The 20,799-nt window shown below is 67.1% G+C and carries 20 protein-coding genes and 1 tRNA gene; 4 read left to right on the top strand and 17 right to left on the bottom strand.

Annotation, left to right across the window (positions count from 1 at the left end):
* Window positions 1-73: 73 nt before the first annotated feature.
* Entirely contained in the window at window positions 74-490 is a 417-nt protein-coding gene (locus tag EK403_RS10525; protein ID WP_128777458.1) for a barstar family protein, read from the bottom strand.
* A gap of 7 nt (window positions 491-497) precedes the next feature.
* Complete coding sequence (gene moaB, locus EK403_RS10520) at window positions 498-1,058, bottom strand: molybdenum cofactor biosynthesis protein B (protein ID WP_128777457.1); 561 nt, start codon at window positions 1,056-1,058, stop codon at window positions 498-500.
* 183 nt (window positions 1,059-1,241) lie between these two features.
* On the opposite strand from moaB, the gene EK403_RS10515 reads away from it, so the two are divergent.
* Together EK403_RS10515 and EK403_RS22350 are read left to right on the top strand one after the other, a co-directional pair.
* Complete coding sequence (locus tag EK403_RS10515; protein ID WP_128777456.1) at window positions 1,242-1,685, top strand: Crp/Fnr family transcriptional regulator; 444 nt, start codon at window positions 1,242-1,244, stop codon at window positions 1,683-1,685.
* The gene (locus tag EK403_RS22350) at window positions 1,685-2,707 is read left to right on the top strand and encodes a hypothetical protein (RefSeq protein ID WP_164919568.1); all 1,023 of its coding nucleotides are present in this window, start codon (window positions 1,685-1,687) and stop codon (window positions 2,705-2,707) included. The genes EK403_RS10515 and EK403_RS22350 overlap by 1 nt, the downstream gene beginning before the upstream one ends.
* A gap of 3 nt (window positions 2,708-2,710) precedes the next feature.
* Here the strand turns inward: EK403_RS22350 and EK403_RS10505 are convergent, their stop codons facing one another.
* Entirely contained in the window at window positions 2,711-3,133 is a 423-nt protein-coding gene (locus EK403_RS10505) for an FKBP-type peptidyl-prolyl cis-trans isomerase (RefSeq protein ID WP_128777455.1), read from the bottom strand.
* 235 nt (window positions 3,134-3,368) lie between these two features.
* Between EK403_RS10505 and EK403_RS10500 the strand changes: the two genes are divergently transcribed.
* Window positions 3,369-3,548 carry a hypothetical protein gene (locus tag EK403_RS10500; protein ID WP_128777454.1) on the top strand — a complete coding sequence of 60 codons (180 nt, stop codon included), beginning with the start codon at window positions 3,369-3,371 and terminating at the stop codon, window positions 3,546-3,548.
* Window positions 3,549-3,617: 69 nt separating this feature from the next.
* A complete protein-coding gene (locus tag EK403_RS10495; protein ID WP_128777453.1) occupies window positions 3,618-4,262 on the top strand; it encodes a hypothetical protein in 645 nt (214 codons plus the stop codon).
* 6 nt (window positions 4,263-4,268) lie between these two features.
* Here EK403_RS10495 and EK403_RS10490 read toward each other — a convergent pair whose 3' ends face one another.
* The 14 genes from EK403_RS10490 to EK403_RS10430 all read right to left on the bottom strand — a co-directional run bounded on the left by EK403_RS10490 (window position 4,269) and on the right by EK403_RS10430 (window position 20,243).
* Window positions 4,269-4,781, bottom strand: a complete 513-nt coding sequence (locus EK403_RS10490; protein ID WP_128777452.1) for a DUF3617 domain-containing protein — start codon at window positions 4,779-4,781, stop codon at window positions 4,269-4,271.
* 114 nt (window positions 4,782-4,895) lie between these two features.
* A tRNA-Sec gene (locus EK403_RS22345) sits at window positions 4,896-4,993 on the bottom strand.
* Between the two features lie 53 nt (window positions 4,994-5,046).
* A complete protein-coding gene (locus EK403_RS10485) occupies window positions 5,047-5,841 on the bottom strand; it encodes a heme ABC transporter ATP-binding protein (RefSeq protein ID WP_128777451.1) in 795 nt (264 codons plus the stop codon).
* Window positions 5,838-6,887: a FecCD family ABC transporter permease gene (locus EK403_RS10480; RefSeq protein WP_128777450.1), complete on the bottom strand. Its 1,050-nt coding sequence runs from the start codon at window positions 6,885-6,887 to the stop codon at window positions 5,838-5,840. Before EK403_RS10480 ends, EK403_RS10485 begins: the two co-directional genes overlap by 4 nt.
* A 37-nt stretch (window positions 6,888-6,924) precedes the next feature.
* On the bottom strand, window positions 6,925-7,839 hold the full coding sequence (locus EK403_RS10475; RefSeq protein WP_128777449.1) for a heme/hemin ABC transporter substrate-binding protein: 915 nt from the start codon (window positions 7,837-7,839) through the stop codon (window positions 6,925-6,927).
* Between the two features lie 247 nt (window positions 7,840-8,086).
* A complete protein-coding gene (locus EK403_RS10470; RefSeq protein WP_128777448.1) occupies window positions 8,087-9,379 on the bottom strand; it encodes a DUF1501 domain-containing protein in 1,293 nt (430 codons plus the stop codon).
* 6 nt (window positions 9,380-9,385) lie between these two features.
* On the bottom strand, window positions 9,386-10,753 hold the full coding sequence (locus EK403_RS10465) for a DUF1800 domain-containing protein (protein ID WP_128777447.1): 1,368 nt from the start codon (window positions 10,751-10,753) through the stop codon (window positions 9,386-9,388).
* A 384-nt stretch (window positions 10,754-11,137) separates the two neighbouring features.
* A complete protein-coding gene (locus EK403_RS10460) occupies window positions 11,138-11,884 on the bottom strand; it encodes a class I SAM-dependent methyltransferase (RefSeq protein ID WP_164919567.1) in 747 nt (248 codons plus the stop codon).
* Between the two features lie 79 nt (window positions 11,885-11,963).
* Window positions 11,964-12,407: a hypothetical protein gene (locus EK403_RS10455; protein WP_128777445.1), complete on the bottom strand. Its 444-nt coding sequence runs from the start codon at window positions 12,405-12,407 to the stop codon at window positions 11,964-11,966.
* A 3-nt stretch (window positions 12,408-12,410) separates the two neighbouring features.
* Entirely contained in the window at window positions 12,411-12,866 is a 456-nt protein-coding gene (locus tag EK403_RS10450; RefSeq protein ID WP_128777444.1) for a class I SAM-dependent methyltransferase, read from the bottom strand.
* Window positions 12,863-13,819: an FkbM family methyltransferase gene (locus EK403_RS10445; RefSeq protein ID WP_128777443.1), complete on the bottom strand. Its 957-nt coding sequence runs from the start codon at window positions 13,817-13,819 to the stop codon at window positions 12,863-12,865. The genes EK403_RS10450 and EK403_RS10445 overlap by 4 nt, the downstream gene beginning before the upstream one ends.
* A 30-nt stretch (window positions 13,820-13,849) precedes the next feature.
* Complete coding sequence (locus EK403_RS10440; RefSeq protein WP_128777442.1) at window positions 13,850-14,035, bottom strand: hypothetical protein; 186 nt, start codon at window positions 14,033-14,035, stop codon at window positions 13,850-13,852.
* A gap of 27 nt (window positions 14,036-14,062) precedes the next feature.
* Complete coding sequence (locus EK403_RS10435) at window positions 14,063-19,072, bottom strand: glycosyltransferase (protein ID WP_128777441.1); 5,010 nt, start codon at window positions 19,070-19,072, stop codon at window positions 14,063-14,065.
* 226 nt (window positions 19,073-19,298) lie between these two features.
* Entirely contained in the window at window positions 19,299-20,243 is a 945-nt protein-coding gene (locus EK403_RS10430) for a class I SAM-dependent methyltransferase (RefSeq protein WP_128777440.1), read from the bottom strand.
* Window positions 20,244-20,799: the final 556 nt, after the last annotated feature.

The following is a 20,799-nucleotide window of genomic DNA, read 5'->3' as shown; positions in this document are numbered from 1 at the left end:
GCGGCGGCCCGAAGGCGGCGCTCGGCGCCGGCCTGCTGATGCTGCGGGTGCCGCCGAGCCTGGTGGCGCGCCTCTACGGCTGATCCTCGACCGGCGCCAGCAGGCGCTCGATCCGTTCGCGCTCGGTTTCCGGAAACACCACTTCGAGCTCGTGCGGCTCGTCGAAGCGCCACCACCGCACGGCGTCGCGCAGCACCGTGAGATAGACGCGAAGCTCCTCGTCCGGCAGGCGCGGCAGCGCATCGTGCACCAGCACGACCTTGCGGTCCGCCATCCAGTCGAGGTCGCAGAGCCGCTCGAACAGCGCGTCCCAGTCGAGCTCGCCGTCACGGGGGAACCAGAGCGACCCCGAGAAGGCCGCGAACAGCTCCTGCCTGGCGCGGATGTCGCCGGGAACCCTCCAGTAGAACGACTTGCCGTTGACCCGCCCCGTCAGGTCCGCTTCGTAGCGGAAGCCGGACGGGTCGGATCGTGAGCGGTCTCCGGGCATCGCGGCGTCACGCCCGCGCCCTGAGCTTGCCGCGCTTCAGGTGCTCGTCGAGCCGCGGCAGAATCTCGACGAAATTGCAGGGCTTGTGGCGGTAGTCGAGCTGCGCCTTCAGCACGCCGTCCCAGGCGTCGCGGCAGGCGCCGGTCGAGCCCGGCAGCACGAACACGAAGGTCTTGCCCGCGACGCCGGCGGTCGCGCGCGACTGGAGCGTCGAAGTCCCGACCGTGCCTTTGGAATAGTCGTGGAACAACGCCGAGAAGCCGTCCATCCGCTTCTCGAACATCGGCTCGATGGCGTCCGGGCTGACGTCGCGGCCCGTGAAACCGGTGCCGCCGGTCGTCAGCACCACGTCGGTCGCCGGGTCGGCCACGAAGCCCGAGACCGCGGCCCTAAGGGCCTCGCGCTCGTCGCGCACGATCGCGCGTCCAGACACGCGGTGGCCGGCCTCCGCGATGCGGGCCGCGAGCGTGTCTCCCGAGCGGTCTTCGCTGGCTCCGCGCGTGTCCGAAACCGTGACCACCGCGATGCCGAGCGGTACGAACGGACGTCCCTCGTCGATGCCTGCCATAGCGTGCACCTTTCGGCGAGCCCCGTGCCATACTACTCCAATGAGTGGCGACGGCGAGGCGGCTTTCGTCGATTCGCGAGGTCGTGAGCAGATCGATTGGGGACGACCCCGCCGCCGTCATCGCTTGCCGGACGCCGAATCCGAGGCCATTTCAGCACCAACGCCAGTCCCGGGAGCCGCCGGATGAACGCCCCAACCTCTGCGCCGCCGCCCTTCTTCGCCTCATTCTCCGAGGCGACGCGCGAGAAGCTGTTCGCGGGCTCGGAGAGGCGCGAGCACGCGCCGGGCGAGACGATTCTGTCGCGCGCCCAGACCACGGAAGACTTCTATTTCCTGCTGTCGGGCCGCTGGACCATGCGCCGCTTCGTGCGGGGCGTGTCGGAGGCCATGGTCTGGCGCGACGACGCTCCGGGCGCCTGGGTCTCGGGAGTCGCCGCGCTCGAGGCGATCGCCCCGACCGACGTGTTCGCCGACCGGCCCTGCCAGGTGCTGGTCGCGCCGCGCGACCTCGTCCACGCGCTGCTCGCCGAGGATCCGGGCCTCGCGGCGCGGCTGCTCCGCGACATCCACCGCTGGGCCGAGCGGCTCGAGGTCCACGCCGCGCTGACGCGGGCCAAGGGTCCCTAATGGGCGCTCGGGCCGCGAGGGCGATCGACTGGACGGCCCGCGGCTGCCGCGTCGCGCTCGCGGCGTCGGTCGCGGTCGTCGGCGTCGGGCTCGCCGCTGATTTCGGCTACACGGTCCCGCTTGAGGTCGCGATCCAGCGCGGGCTCGCCGAGGCGGGTAGCGCCGAGGCGCTCGAGGCGCGCGCGAGGACCGCGCTCGACGGTGAGGACGTCGCGCTCGCGCGTGGCCTCGCCGATCTCGGGGAGGAACTCGGCCGACCTTTGTCGACGGAGACGCTCGCGCGGCTCGCCGCGGCCGAGGCGCCGTCGGCGGTCGCAATGCGCAATCTTCGCGGAGCCGCCCGCGGCTTCGCCACCGGCGAGGTCGACGGCCAGGCCTCGCTCGCGGGCGCGCTCGCATCGGACCTCACGGTGATCGGCGACGTCCGCGACATCGCCCGCGAGGGCGCCAAGATGGCGCGCGGCGAGGAGCACAGCGCGCTGATCCTCGGGCTGGCGGCCGCCGGCGTCGCGGCGACGGCTGCGACCTACGCCACCGTCGGCGGGGCCGCGCCGGCGCGCTTCGGCCTCTCAGTGATGAAGGCCGCGCGGCGCACCGGCCTGATGACCGCCGAGTTCGCCGCCGATCTCGGCCGGCGGATCGGCCGGACGGCGGCCCGGGGCGGCGACGAGGCGGCCGCCGGCGCGAAGGGCCTCTCGGCGCTCTCCGGCGCGGCGACAGAGCTCAGAGCCGTTGGCCGGACGGTCGGGACCACCGAGACCGTCCGGCTGATGAAATATGTCCGCTCGGTCGACGAGCTGCCGGAACTGCGCTCCTTCGCCCAGCGCTTCGGCGCGCGCTCGCGCGCCGTCGCGGAGCTGATCGGACGCGCGAGCCTGAGGGCCTTCCGCGCCACGATCCGGCTGGCCGAGTTTTTGGTCGGCCATCTGATCGCGGTCGTCGCCTGGTTCGGCTCGCTGGTCGCCGGCGCGGTCTCGAACCTGGCGTTCCGTGGCCTGAGGTTCGTGGCGCTTAGGGCCTGAGGCTCACTTCACGCCGAGCAGCTCGACGTCGAAGATCAGCGTGGCGTTGGGCGGGATGACGCCGCCCGCTCCTTGAGCGCCGTAGCCGAGCGTCGCCGGGATGATCAGCGTGCGCTTGCCGCCGACCTTCATGCCCGCGAAGCCGAGGTCCCAGCCCTGGATCACCTCGCCGCCGCCGAGCCGGAACGAGAACGGCTCGTTTCGGTCGACCGAGGAATCGAACTTCGTCCCCTTCTTGCCGCCCTGGTCGAGCCAGCCGGTGTAATGGACCTCGACCGACTGACCGGCCTTGGCCTCGGCGCCCTCGCCCACGACCGTATCCTGATATTTCAGCCCGTTGGGGCCGCTTTTCGTCTCGGCGGCGGCGGCCGGAATGGCGGCCGCGAGCGTGAGGCCCGCGAGGGCCGCGAGTGCGAGGCGGATCATGTCTGCTCCCTTTAAGTTCTGTGACGCGTCCGGCGCCTTATAGCGGCCGAACCGCCGCGCCGGCGCCCCTCGATCGTCAAACCTCGCCGCTAGTCTCCTGATTCGTGCGCCGGGGGATGCGGCTTCCTCCCTTTGATCGCCGGAAGCGACGACGGACGTCCCGTTGCGCGCGAACGATTGGGTCTGCCGCCGTCCGGATTTTTCGGGCAGGCGGCGCGTGGCGGTGGAGTGCTTGATGATGGAAGACGGCGGATTGTTCTGGATCCTCATGGCGGTGGTCGGGGTCACGGCGCTCGGCGGCTCGCTCGCCATGTCGATGGTGCGCGAGCGCGAGCCGAGCGAGGAGGAGCGCGCCGCCGCGGACCGGGCGACCCGGACGCTCTACGCCGAGGAGGCGCGCGACCAGGCCCGCTGACGCGGCGAGCGCGCGGCGCTAATCTCCGCCCCGCCGCCGATCAGGCGAGCCGCGCGGAGGAGCCCGGCAATGGACCCGCCGATGGAGACGCCGACCGCCGTCGAAGACGGACGCTCCGCGCTCGCCCGGATCGGAACGGTGGCGGCGCTCGCGATCCTGCTCGGCGTCGGCGTCCAGGCGCTTGTGCTGGCCGCCAAGATCCTGGCGGGCGGCGAACCGTCCCTGGCGGGCGTCCTCGCGGACGCGGCCGCCGGCGTCGCATGGGCGACCGTGGTGTGCGCCGGGGCCGCGATCGGCGTCTCGATCTCCCGCGCGCCCGCGATCGCCGCGGGTCTGATCGCGGCGCTGTTCGCCCCGCTCGCGGTCGCGGCCGCCAAGGCCGCGAACCAGGTGATGACCGCCGCGATCGGCGTCGTGGGCAAGCCTGCGGCCGCGTCGCTGGTCGCGATCTCGGCGGTCAAGGCCGTCGAATACGGCCTGCTCGGCTTCCTGCTCGCGAGCCTCGCCCGCCGCGGGGCCGAGACGGCCGGACCCTATCTCGGCGCGGGCGCAGCCGTCGGCCTCGTGTTCGGCGCCGGCGTGCTGGCGCTGAAGAGCGGGGCGGGCGCCGCCGCAGCGGAGCTCGCCGCGACCGCGATCAACGAGATCGTCTTCCCGATCGGCTGCGCGGCGGTGGTCTACGCCGGCGCGGTCGCGAGCCGCGCGATGCGGTGAGCCGCCTCAGCGCGCCCGCGAGGGGTTCACATGCACCGTCTTGCCGTTCGGCAGGATCAGGTCGCCGGGGATCTGGCCGGGCTCGCAGTCGCCGATCCGTCGGGTCTCGATCGCGGTCGAGAAGGTGCGCGCCCCGCCGCCGTCGGCGCTGACGCCGAGTCCGCTCATGGTGGTGAGCGCCTCGGCGCGCGCCCAGGTCTCGAAATCGCCTGTCACCGTGATTCGGTTGTCGACCGACAGGCCGCCCGAGGAGCAGACGGCGCCGGCCTGGAAGCCGTCTGCGGTGCGCTTGAAGTCGGTGTTGCGGCAGGTCAGCACCGAGGTGAGCTGCAGGACCAGCCGGTCGGTCGCGGCGTCGATGCATTCCTTCGCGCCGGAGCGGCCCGCATTGGTGATGGTCATGGTCTCCCACAACCCGGGCGCGCGTTTCGGCGGCTGCTGGGCGTGCGCCGCGCCGGCCAAGCCGAGCCCTCCGAGCACGGCCAGGACGATGGGGCTGAGGAACTGGCGGGCGCGCATCTGACGGCTCATGCTTTTCGGAAGGACGTGGAATCCTGACAGGGGGCAAGCTCGCGCGGCCCGCTCCGCCGGGCAATCGGTTTTTGGGCGAAGACGCGCGGAGGCTCGCCGGACTGGTGGAAGAGAGTGGGAGTCGAACCCACCAAAGACCGCATCCGCGGCCCCTCCCGGTTTTGAAGACCGGACGCCCCACCGGGGAACGTTTCTCCTCCGCGTCGAACAGCTTAGCAGGCGCGGGTTGCGATCCGCCATAGACTGTTCGGCGTCACGCCCGCGCGATCGGCCGGGCGGTCTGGGGGAGCAGGAAGGGTCCGGGCGGAGCGACCCCGACGCTGGCTTCGACATCGTAGACCTGTCGCACGGTCTCGTCGGTCAGCACCGCCGTTGGCGGGCCGACGGCGACGATCCGGCCGTCCTTCATGGCGACGATCTCGTCGGCCGCCATCGCCGCGAGGTTGACGTCGTGCAGCACGGCCAGCACCCCGCCGCCGGCCTCCGCGTGCCGGCGCGCGAGCTCGAGCGTCGCGAGCTGGTGGGCGAGGTCGAGGCCGGCGATCGGCTCGTCGAGCAGCAGGTAGCGCGGCCTGCCGTCCGGCGCGGCCGAGAGCTGGGCGAGCACGCGCGCGATCTGGGCGCGCTGCCGTTCGCCGCCCGAGAGCTCGGTCGCGACGCGCGATTCGTAGCCCCGGAGGTCGACGGCGGCGAGCGCCTCGGCCACCACGGAGTCGGCCTCGTCCCGCGGCAGTCCGGCCGGAAGTCCGAGCCTCGCCACCTCGTCGACCGTGAAGGGGAAGGCGAGCCCGGTCGACTGCGCCAGCACCGCGCGCCGCCGCGCGAGCGCGGCCGGCTTGAAGGACGAGAGCGCCGCGCCGTCGAGCGTCGCCTCGCCCGCTACGGGCGCGAGGTCGCCCGCGAGCGCGGAGAGCAGCGACGACTTGCCCGCGCCGTTCGGCCCGATCAGCACCGTGACCCGCCCCGGCGCGACCTCGAGCGTCGCCTCGCGCACGACGAGGCGGCCGCCGAGCCCGACCGAGACCGCCGCTGCGCGAAGCGCGCTCATCCGACCATGCGTCCGCGCCGGCGCATCAGCAGCCACAGGAAGAAGGGCGCGCCGAAAGCCGCGGTGACGACGCCGATCGGAAGTTCTGCGGGGGCCGCGACCGTGCGGGCCGCGACGTCGGAGAGCAGCAGCAGGGCGGCGCCGAGCAGCGCCGAGGCCGGCAGCAGCGCGCGGTGCGCCGGGCCGATCGCGAGTCGCACGAGATGCGGGGCCGCAAGTCCCACGAAGCCGATCGCCCCGGCGCTCGCGACCGCCGCCGCGGTCGCGGCCGCGACGCCGATCACCGCGACGCGCTTCAGCCGCTCGACGTCGGTCCCGGCGTGGAAGGCGGCGCGCTCGCCGAGCGCCACGGCGTCGAGGCCGCGGGCGAGGAACGGCGCGGCCGCGATCAGGGCCAGCACGAAGGGCGCGGCGAGCCAGGCCTTGGTCCAGGTCGCGCCGCCGAGGCTGCCGAGCGTCCAGAACAGGAAGGTGCGGAGCTGGTCGTCGCGCGCCATGAAGACCAGCAGGCCGGTTCCGGCGCTCGCGAGCGCCCCGAGCGCGACGCCGGCGAGCAGCATCACGGCGATCTCGGTGCGGCCGTCGCGCATCGCGATCCGGGCGAGCAGCAGCGTCGTCAGCAGGCCCCCGAAGAACGCTGCGATAGGCAATCCAAGCGCGGCCGCGCCCGGGGAAAGGTGGGCGATGACGCCCTCGCCGAGCACGATCCAGCAGACCGCGGCGAGCGCCGCGCCCGAGGACACGCCGACAAGGCCGGGATCGGCGAGCGGGTTGCGGAACATGCCCTGCATGACTGCGCCCGCGAGCGCCATCGCGGCCCCGACCATCGCGCCCACCAGCGTGCGCGGCGCGCGGATGTCGGCGAGGATCGCGGCGTCACGGATCATGTCGGGCGGCAGGCCCGCGCGACCGCCGGCCTGATACGCCGCGGCCGCGACCTCGATGATGCGCTGCGGCCCGATCTGGACCGGGCCGATCGCGAGCGACGCCGCGGCCGCCACGGCGAGCAGCGCCGCCGCGCCGATCACTCCGAGGCTACGGGTCACTTGGCGGACGTCGAGCCGGGGACCGAAGACGGCATGGTCACGCGGTCCAGGGCCGCGCGGGCAGCGGCGCGAAGCTCTGCTCCGGATAGATCCGCTCGGCGACGATGCGCGCGGCGTGGGCGGCGCGCGGGCCGAAGCCGATGGTCGCCAGCGCGTCGGCGATGACGACGCGGCCCTCCTTCACGGCCGGCGAGCCGGCGAGCGCCGGGCGCGCCGCGATGTCCTCGGCGGTGACCGGCGCGCTCGTCGCCAGCACCACGATCGCCTCCGGGGCCATGCCATAGGCGGCCTCGTCGGTGAGCGGCTTCCAGCCGGACATGGCGGCGGCTGCGTTGTCGGCGCCCGCGAGTTCGAGCGCGAAGGCGCCGGTCGATCCGGCGCCGGCCGCCATCAGCGCGCTGCCGCGCGACGGCCCGAGCAGCACGAGCGTCGAGCGCCTGCGGGGAAGCCGGCCGAGGTCGCCCCGAAGGCTCGCAAGGTCGGCCGCGACCGCGTCGGCGACTTGCGTCCCGCGCCCGCTCTCGCCGACGGCCTCCGCCACGGTGCGGATGCGGGCCGGAATGTCGGCCTGCGTCTTGATCTCCGGGAGCGACAGCAGCCCGACCGCGGCCGCCTTCAGCACGTCGATCGCCTCCTTGGGACCCGCGCCGTCGGAAGCAATGATCATGTCCGGTCCGAGAGCCAGCACGCCCTCGGCCGAGATCGCGCGGTAATAGCCGACATTGGGCTTGTTCCGCACGGAGTCCGGAAAGCGCGAGGTCAGGTCGACGGCCACGACGCGCTCGCCGCAGCCGAGCGCATAGAGGATCTCGGTCGCCGCGCCGCCGAGCGAGACGATGCGCCGCGCGCGCCCGACCTCGACGGCGGCCGCGGCGCGGGCGAGCACAAGGAGCGCGGGCGCCGCCAGCAGCGCTGCAGCGATCCGGCGCCGGGACGGATGCTCGATCTTCATAATTATTCCAATTCGAACAAGTATAGACGCGGCCACGGGAGCGCTCACTGCTTATGGCGCCGCGGCCTCCAAGTATAGATGTTGACGAACGTCGCGCCGTCGGCCGACGGCTGCGATCGGGTCACTTCGGTGCGAGCCTGAGAGCGCATGCGTCTCCGCGCCGGTCATGCGCTGGGCCGCAAACGCGCGAGAGCCGCCGACCCTGCTGGCCGGCGGCTCTCGGTGAGACCGGAGACGGTCTCGCGTCTCAGCCCTTGATCAGGCCGTTCAGCGGGGCGGAGTTCGCGATGTCGTTGAAGTCCTTCGGCGGGAAGACCTCGGCGAGCATCGTTTCGCTGATGCTGAAATGATCGCGCAGCACGCCCTTGAAGACCGAACGCAGATCGATGGTGGCCTTGAGGTCGCGACCGTCGAGAAGCTCGCCCGGCGCGAGGCCCGGCCAGTCGGCCACGACCTGCCTTCCGTTGACCGCGCCGCCGCACAGCATCGCCACCGTGCCGGTGCCGTGGTCGGAGCCGTCATTGCCGTTGACCTGAACGCGCCGGCCGAACTCGGTCACGATCATCACCACTGTGTTCTTCCAGGCGGTCCCGACATTGCGGCGGAAATAGCCGAGGCCGTCGTCGAGCTCGGCGAACAGCTCCGCCAGATCGCCCTCGAGCCCGCCCTGCGAGGTGTGAGTGTCGTAGCCGGAGATCGAGAGGGCGGCGATCCGCGGACCACGGCGGGAAGCGAGCAGACGGCCTGCGCCCGCGAAGCCGACCTTGAGGTCGGTGTCCTCGCTCGGATCCTGCGTCTCACCTTCCGCCATCGCGCGGCCCTTCAGGCCCTGCTCGAGCATCGAGGAGAACTGGCTGTCCTCCGCTTCGTACATCTGGCGGATGAGGAACAGCGTCGGGTCCTCGACATGGCGGATGGTGCTGGCCGACCAGCCCAGCACCGGCTCCGACCCCTGCAGGATCAGCGGCGCCTCTCCGATCTGGATCGCGCCCCGCGCCTTGACCGGATGACCCTTGTCGAGCTTCGAGAGCAGACGGTTGAGCCAGCCGTCGGCCGAGCCGATCGCCGCGCCGCCATAGCCGTTCTCGAGATTGTCCTGTCCCTCGAAATGCGAGCGGATGCGGACTGGCACGCAGCACGCGTGGACGATCGCGGCGTCGCCGTCGTCATACCATTTGCCGAAATTCCTGAACTGCGGGTGCAGCCCAAAGAACTTGGGATATTGGCGGTCCGCGAGCTTGATGAGCTTCTTCGGCGGCAGATAGAGCGCGTCGCTGCCGCGGGCGAGCGTATAGGTGCCGCCTTCGCCATAGGGCGCGACGGCCGAAAGCCCGTCCATCCCGCCGCGCAGGATCACGACCAGCAGGCGAGGATCGGTCGAAGCCGCCTCGGCGACCTTCGGCATGAAGCCCCAGGAGAACAGGCCGGCCGTCAGCCCCATCATCCCGCGGCGCGAGAGCACCAGTCGGGACTCTTCGCAGCCGCGGCTCGCGGCCTCGCGCAGGCGCAGCTCCCTTTCAGAGCGGTCCATGTCGCTCATTGCCGGCTACCTTTTCTGGAACTCAGGGGAGACGAACAGGATCGTGAGCCCGCCGAGCAGCGAGCCGGCATGAGCGACCCGCTCCGCAGTCGTGGTCGAGAGCGCCTTGCCATAGAGCTTGTTGGCGAAGACCGCGGGGTCGAAATCGAGCCCGTCGGTCACCGTGCGCGCCACCTGCTGGGCGGCGTCGAGCCTGAACGCCATCGCGTTCGGGTTCATCCAGTGCAGATCCTCGTCCGGGTAACCATCCGGCGTCGGCCAGCCCCATGTCGGCTGGAACATGCCCTTCAGCAGCCGCGTGGCGGTGTCGCCCTCGGGGTTCATAAGCTTGTCCAGAGCGCGATAGTCGTTGAGCGCGCGCATCTGGGCGACGAGGTACTCGTAAGGCCTGCGGAACTTCCCGGGCGTCTCGACCCACGCCCCCGGCAGGTCGAGCAAGGCGACCGACATCTTGGCGAGGTCGCCGCCGGTGTCGATGAACACCTTGGCGAGTTGGGCCACCATCGCCTCGAACGCGACCATGCTGGCCTCGTCGCCGTCGGTCGGCTCGTCCATGATGAAATGGCGCACCAGTTTCCGGGCGATGTTCCGGCCGGTCTCCGGGCGCTTGGCGAGCGTGACCAGCGCGGCGGTCGCTTGCCCCAGCCCGCCGGCCGGATAGTTCTTGCCGAGGAAGGTCTGCGGACCGGGCTGATGCCATTCGGGCCGGAAATAGAACTGCCCGGCGTCGCTCGCCTGGGCGTCGCGCTGGAACGTCCAGCCGGTCAGCATCAAAGCGAGCGCCTGGACGTCGTCCTGGGTGTAGGCGCCGAGGCCCATCGTGTGGAGCTCGAGCAGCTCGCGCGCCAGGTTCTCGTTGTTGCTGACTCCGCGCGGCGAGACCGGACCAGTCGAGCGGTCGTTGTCGAGATATTTGATCATCGCGGGATGCTGGATCGTCTGGACCAGCATGTCGGAGAACTTGCCGAGAACGTGCTTGCGGACGACGTCGCGCTCCCACTGACCGATCGTCGACTTGATGATCGTCGACTTCGAATAGAGCATCGAGAAATGGTTGCTCCAGAAGAGCACCAGTCGTTCGACATAGCCGATGTCGACCGCGATATGCTTCGCGAACCGCGCCTTGAGCTCGTTGGCGCGGTTGATCTCCGCCATGTCGGGGATCGCAGCGACGCCCTCCTGGCAGGCTTTCGCGTAGCCCGGCAGGTCGCCGTTCTCGTTGGGAATCAAAGCGATGTCCGGCGTCGCCAGTTCCCTCTTGAGGGCATTCAGAGGGTTCTTGCCAATCTTGGCCAACCCGCCCGGTTTGGCCCCCAGGCCGAACCGATTGAAGGCCAGGGTCGCGAGTTTCGCCTTGGCTGGTGAGAGAGCCATATGAAATCCGTCTATGAGCGCCGAGAAGCGCGGCCGGAATGATTCCGCAGCCGCCAGTATGCCCGGCGGCCTATAAAGAAAATGTTGCAGAGATTTTTTGGTTCAGTCCGAATAGACTCGGATCGACATTAAGTTAATGACTGGTGAACTCGCCAAATCGCAGCAAGCATAGTTGGATCAATTTATCGATAAAGTGTCTGTTGGCCGACGCGACGGCCCGGCCTTGGACGCATCGATCAGCCGCGTGCTCGGTCTTCTCGACAAAGCGATGCGCCGCGGCTCCACCGAGCGTGGCGCGAAGCAGTCAAGAAGGGGGTGGTCGGCGCCCTGACGCTGGAGCTCTCGCCCTCCGGGTTCTTCTCCCCGCGCTCTCCAGCGAGAGGATCACGCTTTTTCGAACAGCATCACGTTCTCGGTGAGTTCGGCGTCTCCGAGACGAGCCGGGCGGCTGGTCTCCGACGACAGGCGCAGCCCGAGGCTGGCCGCCATGGCCTTGAGGTCGTCCACCGGCGCGACCTGCGCCTCAAAATCCGATTTCGTGGACACCGTCTGCGGAGGTCCAAACACGTCCGCGATGATCACCTTCTTCGCCCTTAGGGCGGCGATTGTCAGGAACCGTTCTCGGGCGGCGAAGTCTACGGCCGAGAGCACTCCGTTCAGTACAGTAAAATCGGCGATCGGAGGCTCGAAGCCCGAGTCCATGATTCGGAAGGTCACGCCCGGCCTCCTCTGTTTCGCCGCCAGGAGCGCATTGGGGCTCAAATCCACCCCCGTGTATTTGGATTTCGAGCAGTAGTCCGCCAGAAGTCCCGCTCCGCAGCCGACGTCCGTGACGCTGCCGCTGGCTACGATCTCAGCGATCTGACTTTCCCGCCACCTATCGCCATTCTTGTCCTCGTCGGCGAGGAAGCGGTCGACCGGCCGCTCGATCCAGAACCACTCGGTCGCGGTCCTCCACGACGTGGAATGACGCCGCCGGGATTGGCCGTCTTTCGATATTCGAAGCTGGCTGGCCATTTTGGTGGAACGGGCCTCGCGCGAGGCTTGCCACTGCCGTATGACCGTCTCGGCATGATCGACGTCACGATCAAAGATCTGGGCGTACGTGTTGGGCAGCCAATAGGACGACAAAGGCCCTCGATAGCTGTTGTCCGCCCACGCTGACTGAAGATGCGTCTGATCCCAGGTGAGCGGATCAGCCTTGCACCTGTCACGCCGATCTGACTGCGAGGTCGAGACTGGCGGAAGAGTTCGAAAAATACACGACCGCGGAGTTGAAGACTGAGCCATTGACCCGACTTACGGCGAAGTCCTCCTTTATCTCAAACAGGAGGGTGGGACGCTTCTCAAGCGTCGAATCCGCGTCGAGCCATAGCACCGGCCGACCTGACTTCATCATTTGTTCGACGACGAACGCCGACTTGAAAGCGCAATTCAGCTCCCAGCCGCCCAGCGAGTCGATCATGAACAGTTCATATTCGAGCCCGAACTCCTCCAGGCCGTTATGAAGGCGTTCGATGTGGCGTCTGTAGATCGGGTCGTTCGTAAAAAATGAAACCACAAGGAAAGGATCCGACCTCAGTCCCTTGGTCGATTTCCAAACAGAGAGGTCCGCGGCGTCGTCAGTTTTCGCCGTCTTCAAATTAAGCACCATGCATCACCCCTGCCAGCGACCGACATACGTTTTGATCTGATCGCGCGTGAACAGGCACATTTCGCGCGGAGGGTAAGGGCGGATGTAGTCGTCAAATCGCTCTAATGGTTCACGGTCGAAATTATACGGAGGCGAGAACAGGTCAATTCGACGGAAGCGCCCGATTATGTCTGTATCTTCGTTCTTGAAGCCGTCATTCTTATGAGTGGTCAGCAGAATATACTTAACGTCGCTTGCGCAAAAATTGAGAATCGATTTCTTGACCGCCCAAATCGGCAGATGGAAGAACAGGTCTCGGCAGAACCAAAGATCTACGTTGGGGAACGGGTCGTTTATTACGTCCAGCAGCTGAAACGTCCGGGATGGCGAGGCATATTTCGCATTATTCGCGGCTATCATCTCCGCGACGATGTCGCCGCCGACATATTGAAAGGAGGGTCCGAAGTCGACCTCCTTCATCCAGTGAAAGTCGCCGCAGGGCGCGTCCACCATGGATTCGATGCCGTACTTTTTACATAAGGGTGGCAGCTGGGCTCTGACATTCGCAGTGTATTCGATCGTCGACCCCGCACCCGACCTGCTTTCCGCGTTCTTCCATTTATTTGTCGTATAAAACTTGGAGAAAGTGTCGTGAATGTTCTTCCGTAAATGTTCCTCGTCATTCGGAGCCGTGGCGGAGGGCGCCGCGGCGAGCTGCGGACGTCGGCGGACCTCGACTGGAGCCCTTGCGCGCCGTCCAGCGTGGTGTCGAGCACGAACAGCGCGTCTCCGTAGTGCACGCCCTTCCGGATGATCGAGCCGACGCTGTCGTCCCGACGGGACAGGCCGAAGAAACCAAACAGACGATAGCCATACTGGAAGAGCTGAGCGGCTATCTTTTCATACGGCACATGGACGAGGTTATTGGGCGAAAACGAACACTCGGTCTGCACGAAATCGATCCGCTTCTCCCGCAGCATGCCGTCGAAGCCGTGCAGAACTTCGAGATCGTATCCTTCGGTGTCGATCTTCACGAAGTCGATGTGATCGACGCCGTTGGCGCGGCAGAACTCGTCTCCCGTGATGACGTCGATGGTCTTTGTGGTGTTGAGTTCGCCCTCCCGGTAAGGGCGGCCATCCTCGACGACAATTCGGTTCGCGGTCGACGTCCGTCTGTTCGTGATGACGACCTGGCCCGCCTGGCTGCCGAGGGCCGACTTGTAAATTCGGGTTAACGCGTCGCCTGAGGCGCGTTTGACCAGCCCCTCATAACTGCCGTCGACGGGCTCAAAGCAGAAAATGCCGCACTGCGGAAACGCGTTCCGATATTCCACGAGGCTTTGGCCGATATTGGCCCCAACGTCGAATATGACCTTCGGCTTGAATCCATCGGCCGCGCCGAGCAGCGCCGATATTATTTCCGAATTAGACATGTGCCCACCCGATGCGCGCGTCAGAAACGTTCAACAGCATGCGTCCCGAAGTCCAAAACGTGCCGTCACATCATCAATTCTACCTTCCGCCAAATTCCAAATCATCAAGGAAGCACTATGCAGACCGGTCAGGTGTTTGGCAAGCGCATCATCATCGCGGTTTGCCATAACGGACGCCAAAAAGTACTTCATTTCACTGCCGTCTGTATAGAACAACAAATGCGACGCCACGCCGCGTCTGGCCTAAGGGTTTATGATGCATCTGTATTCATGCAGCATTTCGGCGTGTGTCGTAAGCCGCCAGAAAGAGCGCGCCGCTTCCGCGGACATATTGGCGCGGCGGCGGTCGTCGGTGACAAGGCTCGCCACCCGTTCGCTCCAGCGGACGCCGTCGTTGAAGTCGTAGATGAAGCCGTTCTCGCCGTCGTTCAGCTGCTCGAGCACGCCGAAGACCGGCGTGGAGACGACCGGCAGGCCGAACAGCAAACCTTCCATCGTCGAACGGGGATAGCTCTCCTGCGAGGAGTTCATCAGGAACATGTCGGAGGCCCGGAAATAGAGGCCGATGTCCGGCGTCGTGGAGATCACGAGGAGCCTGTCCTGGTCGGCCGGGTCGAGACCGGAGCGCAGCTCCATAAAGTCGTTGAGCCCGCGTCCTTCCGTGGCGCCCACGAACAGAATGGTCAGCCGGGATTTGATGTCGGGCGGAAGCTCGACATACCACCGCGCGAGCTCTTTCTGGCCCTTGCGGTCGTTGATGGTCCCGACGCAGACGGCGATGACGTCGTGGTCCGCAAGCCCGAGCGCCTCTCGGGCCGAGGCTTGCGAGCGCGCCAGGGCGGCCGAGAACGAGGCGGGGTTCACGCCGTTCTTGATCAGCCTGACGCTCGGGCTCATCGGCTCGTCGGCCCACAGCGTCATCGTGTTCTGCGACACGAAGACGATGTTGTCCGCCTCGAGCAGCCCCCGCTTGGCCGCCCGCGCCGCCTCGTCGCTGTAATATTCGTAGCGGTCGTCGCCCACGAAGCTCTCGCGGATGATGATCGAGGACGGAACGCCGACCTCCTTGGCGAAGAGCGCGTAGGGCGCGCTCTTGATCGTGTTCGCGAGCACATATTCGATGTGGTTGTCCCTGAGGTACTTCTGGAACGCCTCGCGGACTTCCGGAAAGCGCTGATTGAGCGTGCGCATCGGCGGACGGTACGCCGACGAGAACGTCGACACGCTGACGCCTTCCTCCTGATAGAGCCGCTCCAGTTCGCCCCGCGCGGCGCAATAGACGTAAGGGTTGACCGCGCCGAGCTCCCTGAGGCCGATCGCAAGCTCGAACAGGCTCTTCGGGGCGCCCTCGCCGAAGTTCAGATTGTGCGTCACGAACGCGACGTTCCTCGCGCGGGATTGCGCCGACCGATAGGTCAGCTGGTTGAACAGCCGGGCATAGGCGCGGCGCACCGCCCCGTCGCCGTGACGTTGGTCAATCGCGCCCTGGACCGCCCGGACGTATTGCGCGCGCTCGGCGGGATCTTCGAGCCGACGCACCGCCTCAGACAGCTCCGCCGGAGACTGCACGATCGCCCAGTCGCATCCGGCCGCCTTGAGGATCTCCTCGCAGGGCCGCGACTGCGACACGATCGTCGGAACGCCGTGAGCGACAGCCGTCACGAATCTGTTCGGGCTTTTCGTCTCCTCGTCGAGCGCGTGCGTCACCACGCAGATCGACGCCTGCTTCAGCTTGTCGACGAAGCTGTCGATCGACCAGTCCTCGGCGCACTCGCCATAGACCGGCATCCGCGAGAAATAGCTCTTCCGGCTGATGATCTGGACGGCGTAGTCATGCTCCGTCCTGAGATGGTCGAGCAGCCATTTCGCCGAATCGAAATTTCCGCGCTGCGGCGACCCGAACCACAGGACCTGCTTCGACGCCGGCGTGACGGGGTGGAGCGCCCGCGAATAGTCGATGGCCTCCGGGACGTAATAGACCGGCTTTGACGGAAACCGGACCGCGAGCTCCGCCTTCAGCTCGGTGGTCGGTGCGATCAGCAGGTTCGCGCGCTCGGCGAGCTGATGGAACCGCGCCAGCGAGTCGACCTCGCCCGTCGGCGTGCGGAAGGTCTTGGCGTTCTCGAAATAGCGATCGCAGACGTCGTAGATCAGAAACTGGCCGCGATCCTGCGCGATGCGCTGATAGGTCGGATCCTCGGCGGACTGCACCACGACGGCGATGTCCGCGGTCGCCTCGTCGGGAACCACCTGGGCGTTCGTCGGTTGCTTCTGGACGATCGCCGAAGGGAACTCCGCGCGGAGCCGCGACGACGCGAATTTGGGGGCGGGCTTCCAGAACGGCAGGAACGCGACGGTCTGCTCGGAGCGCCGCGAGAGCGCATCGGCGAGCGCCGACCGCATCACCTCCCTGTACTGGGCTGCGATCAGCTTGATGTCGTGGTTCCGTTCGGCGAAGCGACGGCCCGCTGCGCCGATCCGGCTTCGGAGGTCCGGCGACTCGCGCAGCATCAGCACCTTTTCGGCGACGCTCCGCGCATCCTGGACGCAGAACAGGACGTCCTGTCCGTCTGTCAGGAATTCGCTGTGATAGCCGGCGTTGTCCGTGGTGATGACAGGGATCCCCAGCGACAACGCCTCCATGATGACGTTCGAGCAGCCCTCCCGGCCCGGCGCGACCGGATGCACCAGGACGTCGATCTCCGAGTAGAAGCTCGTGATCATGGCGTCATGCTTCACCTGCTCGGCGCCCTTGTGGGCGCGGCGAAGCGGCGTGTCCGTAAGCGCCGCCGCCTCCAGCACGTGATCGAGGCCCTTGACCAGGCGCTCCGCGCTCGACGCGGCGCTCGCCGCGAAGCCGATGGTGAACGGCCTTTCGGCCGGGATCAGGTTCTCCGGCGACCAGAGCGTGAGGTCGAGGCCGTTCGGGATCACCCAGGCGTTGGCGTGAACCTCGGAGACGCGACGCTGCAGCGCGGCGTTCAGGGTGATCACCGCGTCGAATTTCGAGAGGCCGCGCTCGAGCTTCGAGACGTCGTCGCCATAGAGCCGGTCGAGCGGCCGCGGGCCGCCGACGCGCAGGACGCTGGCGAGGCTCTGCTGCGGGTAGCGTTCCGCGACGATCGCGTCGAAATAGACCGCGAGGTCGCTGGGCGCGGTTCCGGCGAGATGGTGCTCCCAGCCCGGCAGCTCGATCGAGAGCCGCTTGGCGTTGTTGCCATAGGCCCACTCGATGTTGCTGTCCGGCCCGATCACCCAGTTCACGGACGGACCGGCGTCTCCGAGGGCGCCGAGTTCGCGGAGCGGTTGGTCGGTCTGCGCGCCTTGCTTGCGCCGCCTGCCCAGATCGCGAAGGCGCTTGACGGTCGGCGACGGGACGGCTTGCGCCTCGGCGACCGTGATCAGGCTCTTGGCGAGGCCTGCGATGGTCTCATCGAACCGATGGCCGTTGGCGGCGCTCGTCGCCAGCCGAAACCGCGAAGCGTTCACCGAATAGCTGTACTCGCCGAGGAACTCGCGACGACGCGCGTTGAACGCGCGATCCTGGCTCGCTTCGTCGGCCTGCTCGGCGAATGACCTCAAAAAAGTCTTCAGGTCGTCGTCGTCCTTGACGCCGATGACGAGCCCTCGGGCGATCAGCCCTTCGAGCGGGGGGATCGGGCTCGCGATGACCTGGGCGCCCGCGGCCAGGGCGTCGGTGACCTTCGCGGGCATCTGCGTCTGGCTGATCGGCCGTGACGCGTCGAGCAGAGCGGGCACGACGTCGGCGGCCTGGATCAGCTGCGGAAGCCGCCGCAACGGCTGGTCCTCGAGCAGGATCACCCTTGCATTGCTGAGTTCCCGAAGGAGCCGGGCGAGGCTCTCGTCCCGGAAGCTTCCCACCACCACCAGGACCAGTCGGGGATCCGCCAACTCCTCCAGGACGCGCGCGATCTGCAGGAGTCCCTTATGAGCCCGCGGCGTGCCGATGAAGAGGATCGCCCGGTCCGCCTCGGCGAGGCCGAGCTCGGCGCGCGCAGCCTCCCGGACGGCGGCGGTCGGCGAGAACGTCTGCTCGTCCCGCGCATGGCGCACGATGAGGCCGTCGAACCTGCGCTGGAGCGCCTCGTTGGAGACCGTGACGAAGGGGAGGGCGCGGATCATGTGGAGCGCGAGCCCGGTCCACGACCTGCCGAAAGGAAGGGCGGCGTCCGCAGGGTCTTGCGCCGCCGCCTCAAGCGCCGCGCCCAGGTCAAGCTCCGAGGCGTTCTCGAAGAAAGCCAGTTCGTCCTCGTCGATGTCGACGAGGATCTTGGCGTTCGTGCGCGCCGCAAGGATCGTCCCGATCAGGACGGCCGGCAGCCGCGGCTTGCAGATGCAGACATAATCGTAAGCCTTGACATCGGCGAGGCCGAGCGCCTGCTCGAACAGCTCTTCGAAGGAGGCGCTGCGAAGGCCGACGATCGGAAAATCGGCGGATCGGGCGACGGGCGGCCAGACCTGGGCGCCGAACCGCGGAAACAGCGGGCCCACGATGTCCACGCGGAAATGAGGTTTGGCGAGTTCCGCAAGGACGAATGCGCGACCCGCCGGATTGTGCCCGAGATCCCACGTCACGACCGCCAGCGTCGGCCGAGCGTCCGCAAGCGGCGTCAGGGCCGGCGACTTGGCGGCCGGGCGCTCCGCGCGAGCGGTCTTCGCCGCGCGAGGCGCTACGGCGGCGCTCCCGCCAGTGGTGGCGGTCATCGACACCCGCGAGAGCGCCGCTTTGCCGGCCGAGATACGGAACTCGATCGACAGACGGTGCTGTTCGTCGGGGCTCAAAAGGGGCAGCGACGCGCGGGCGGTCAGCACGAATCCGCCGTCGGCGCCGCCGCTCGTGGCGAAATTGTTGAACTCGCAGATCGGCTCGCCGCCCGCAGGCGTGATGCGCTGGATCTGCAGCGCCTTGATCGAGGGCATCAGCTGCGCAGCGTCCGGCCCTTCGATCCTGAGATGCAGCGTGCGCTGGCCGCCTTTTTGAAGCGGCGCCAGGTCGACCCTCTGATAAAGCCGCGCGCTCTTCGCCTCCGGGCCCCATCTCAGGGTGGCGACGCCGCCGGACCCGACCAGGATGAAATTGGAGGCGGAGACAGCCGAGGAATTCAGATAGGCGGACCAGCTCTCCGAAATGCGGATCGTGCCCTTCCAGCGCGGGAAAGACTTGCCGGCCTCAAAGTTGGGCTCCTCAAGCAGCTCTGAGCCGATCGAAGCTGCGGTCTGAGAAGAAGCCACCTACGCCTCATATTCTGTAGGGCCGTTGATCGCCCACACCAAACCAAAACAGCTGCCGACGCTTGAGAAAAGGTCGGCAAAACGTGAACTGCAAATGACGCGCCTTTGAAACACTGGTCGGGCATACCAACGGGTGCGATCGCTTTCAACGTCAGCCGTCTCGTCGCGACGACCCCGACGCGAACGGCTCGGGGGGTGCGGCACGTCCGGCCTGGCCATGTCGTGGCTAGCCGCTCGTGCTGGGGCGCACCTTGGCGAGGCACTTCACGTGACGCACCAGCAGGTCGCGTCGCGTGTACTCGGGCAGGCCGAAGACGATCGAGTCGGTGAGCCGCGACCTGACGTCCGCGCCATCCTCGATCTCGTTCCATTCTTCAATAATGAAATACTTGTCGGTGATCGATCGAAGTTGATCGATCCGGATACGGTTCAGATTGGTGACGAAGGGATGGTCGTCGTCCGGCTTGTAGGTGACATGCCGCCAGTCCGAATAGATCGCATGGTCGGCATTGTCCGGATCGAGCGCCTTCACGCTGTGCGGCGCCATATGGTGCCCGGCCCAGGCGTAGAAATTGTCGTGCAGGAACCAGATCTGCCCGCCCGGCCCGAGAAGGGAGCTCACCTCCCTGAACGCCGCCTCGATATCGAGGAGATGCTGCGTGACCGAATGCAGCACGGCGACGTCGAATAGGCCGAGGAAGGCGGACTCGCTCGACGGGTAGTAGTCGCACCGCGGAATGACGCGGCAGACGTCCGTCAGGGAGACGTCCGCCTGGTAGCTGCCCTTGTACAGGCGGCTTCGATAGCTCTTCTTCCGCATGTCGACGCGGGGATCGATGCCGACATAGGCGGTCGCGCCGAGCGCGCGGAACACCGCGCCGTACAGGGTCACGCCGCAGCCGAAATCGAGAACCCTCTTGCCCAGGACCATCTGCCGGAGCTGGGTCGGCCAGATGTAATGACCGATCTTGGCGGCCGTATAGAAAACATCGTTGAGCCGGCGCAGGTGGTCGGGCTTAACGCCTTCGTTAAACAGCAGATAATTCGACAATAGCGCTTGAGCCGTATCGGCGCGCCTAAGCTGCTCGGCCAAGACTTCAATTTCGTCCGGTGACCAGTCTGCCAGGTCAGCGCCTACCATATGGGCATATCCCCCGACTGCCGCGCTCATTTGTTCGTCCGCGCCTGCATTTTGAAAGCCGCTCCGACGGTGAGCGAGTGTCGTCCAAGGACGTTCGGATCGTCAAGTCCGCCGCCGATTGCCGCGAGTGTTCTCATGACGGTCGAATGATCACCTCCGGTTGAAATGCTGACAATAAAGATATGCTGCGCGGCCCTGATGCAAATAGACGCAGGCTACGAGCAGCCTTGTAGTTTTGCAGCGACGCGAGTGGCAAAAGAAACTCCTCTTCTCAGGAGTGAAGGATGTCGCGGTGCCATACTCAAATTGAATGTTTTTCTTGCTGCGAAGCAGCATAATAATTCAATACATTACATTGTTTCTTGCACGGCGACGGCGTGATGCGATAATTCGGCGCAGGAGGCAGGCAACTACCTCTGTGCCGCCAAACGCAATGGCCGCGAGTTTTTGTGGAGGGCTTGAGCTGATCAAACTATCAAGAGTGCGACGCCGAAAGCTTGGCCTCCGAGCGCCGGCGGACAACCAACGGGCGGCAGGAATACCGCATGTGCGAGTACGGAATGATGACCGTGCCCCCCCCCCCGCC

The sequence above is a fragment of the Hansschlegelia zhihuaiae genome (genome assembly GCF_004103825.1).
Classification (GTDB): domain Bacteria; phylum Pseudomonadota; class Alphaproteobacteria; order Rhizobiales; family Methylopilaceae; genus Methylopila; species Methylopila zhihuaiae.
The sequence above is the reverse complement of the archived record's forward strand: the minus strand, read 5'-3'. Positions and strand labels throughout refer to the sequence as shown.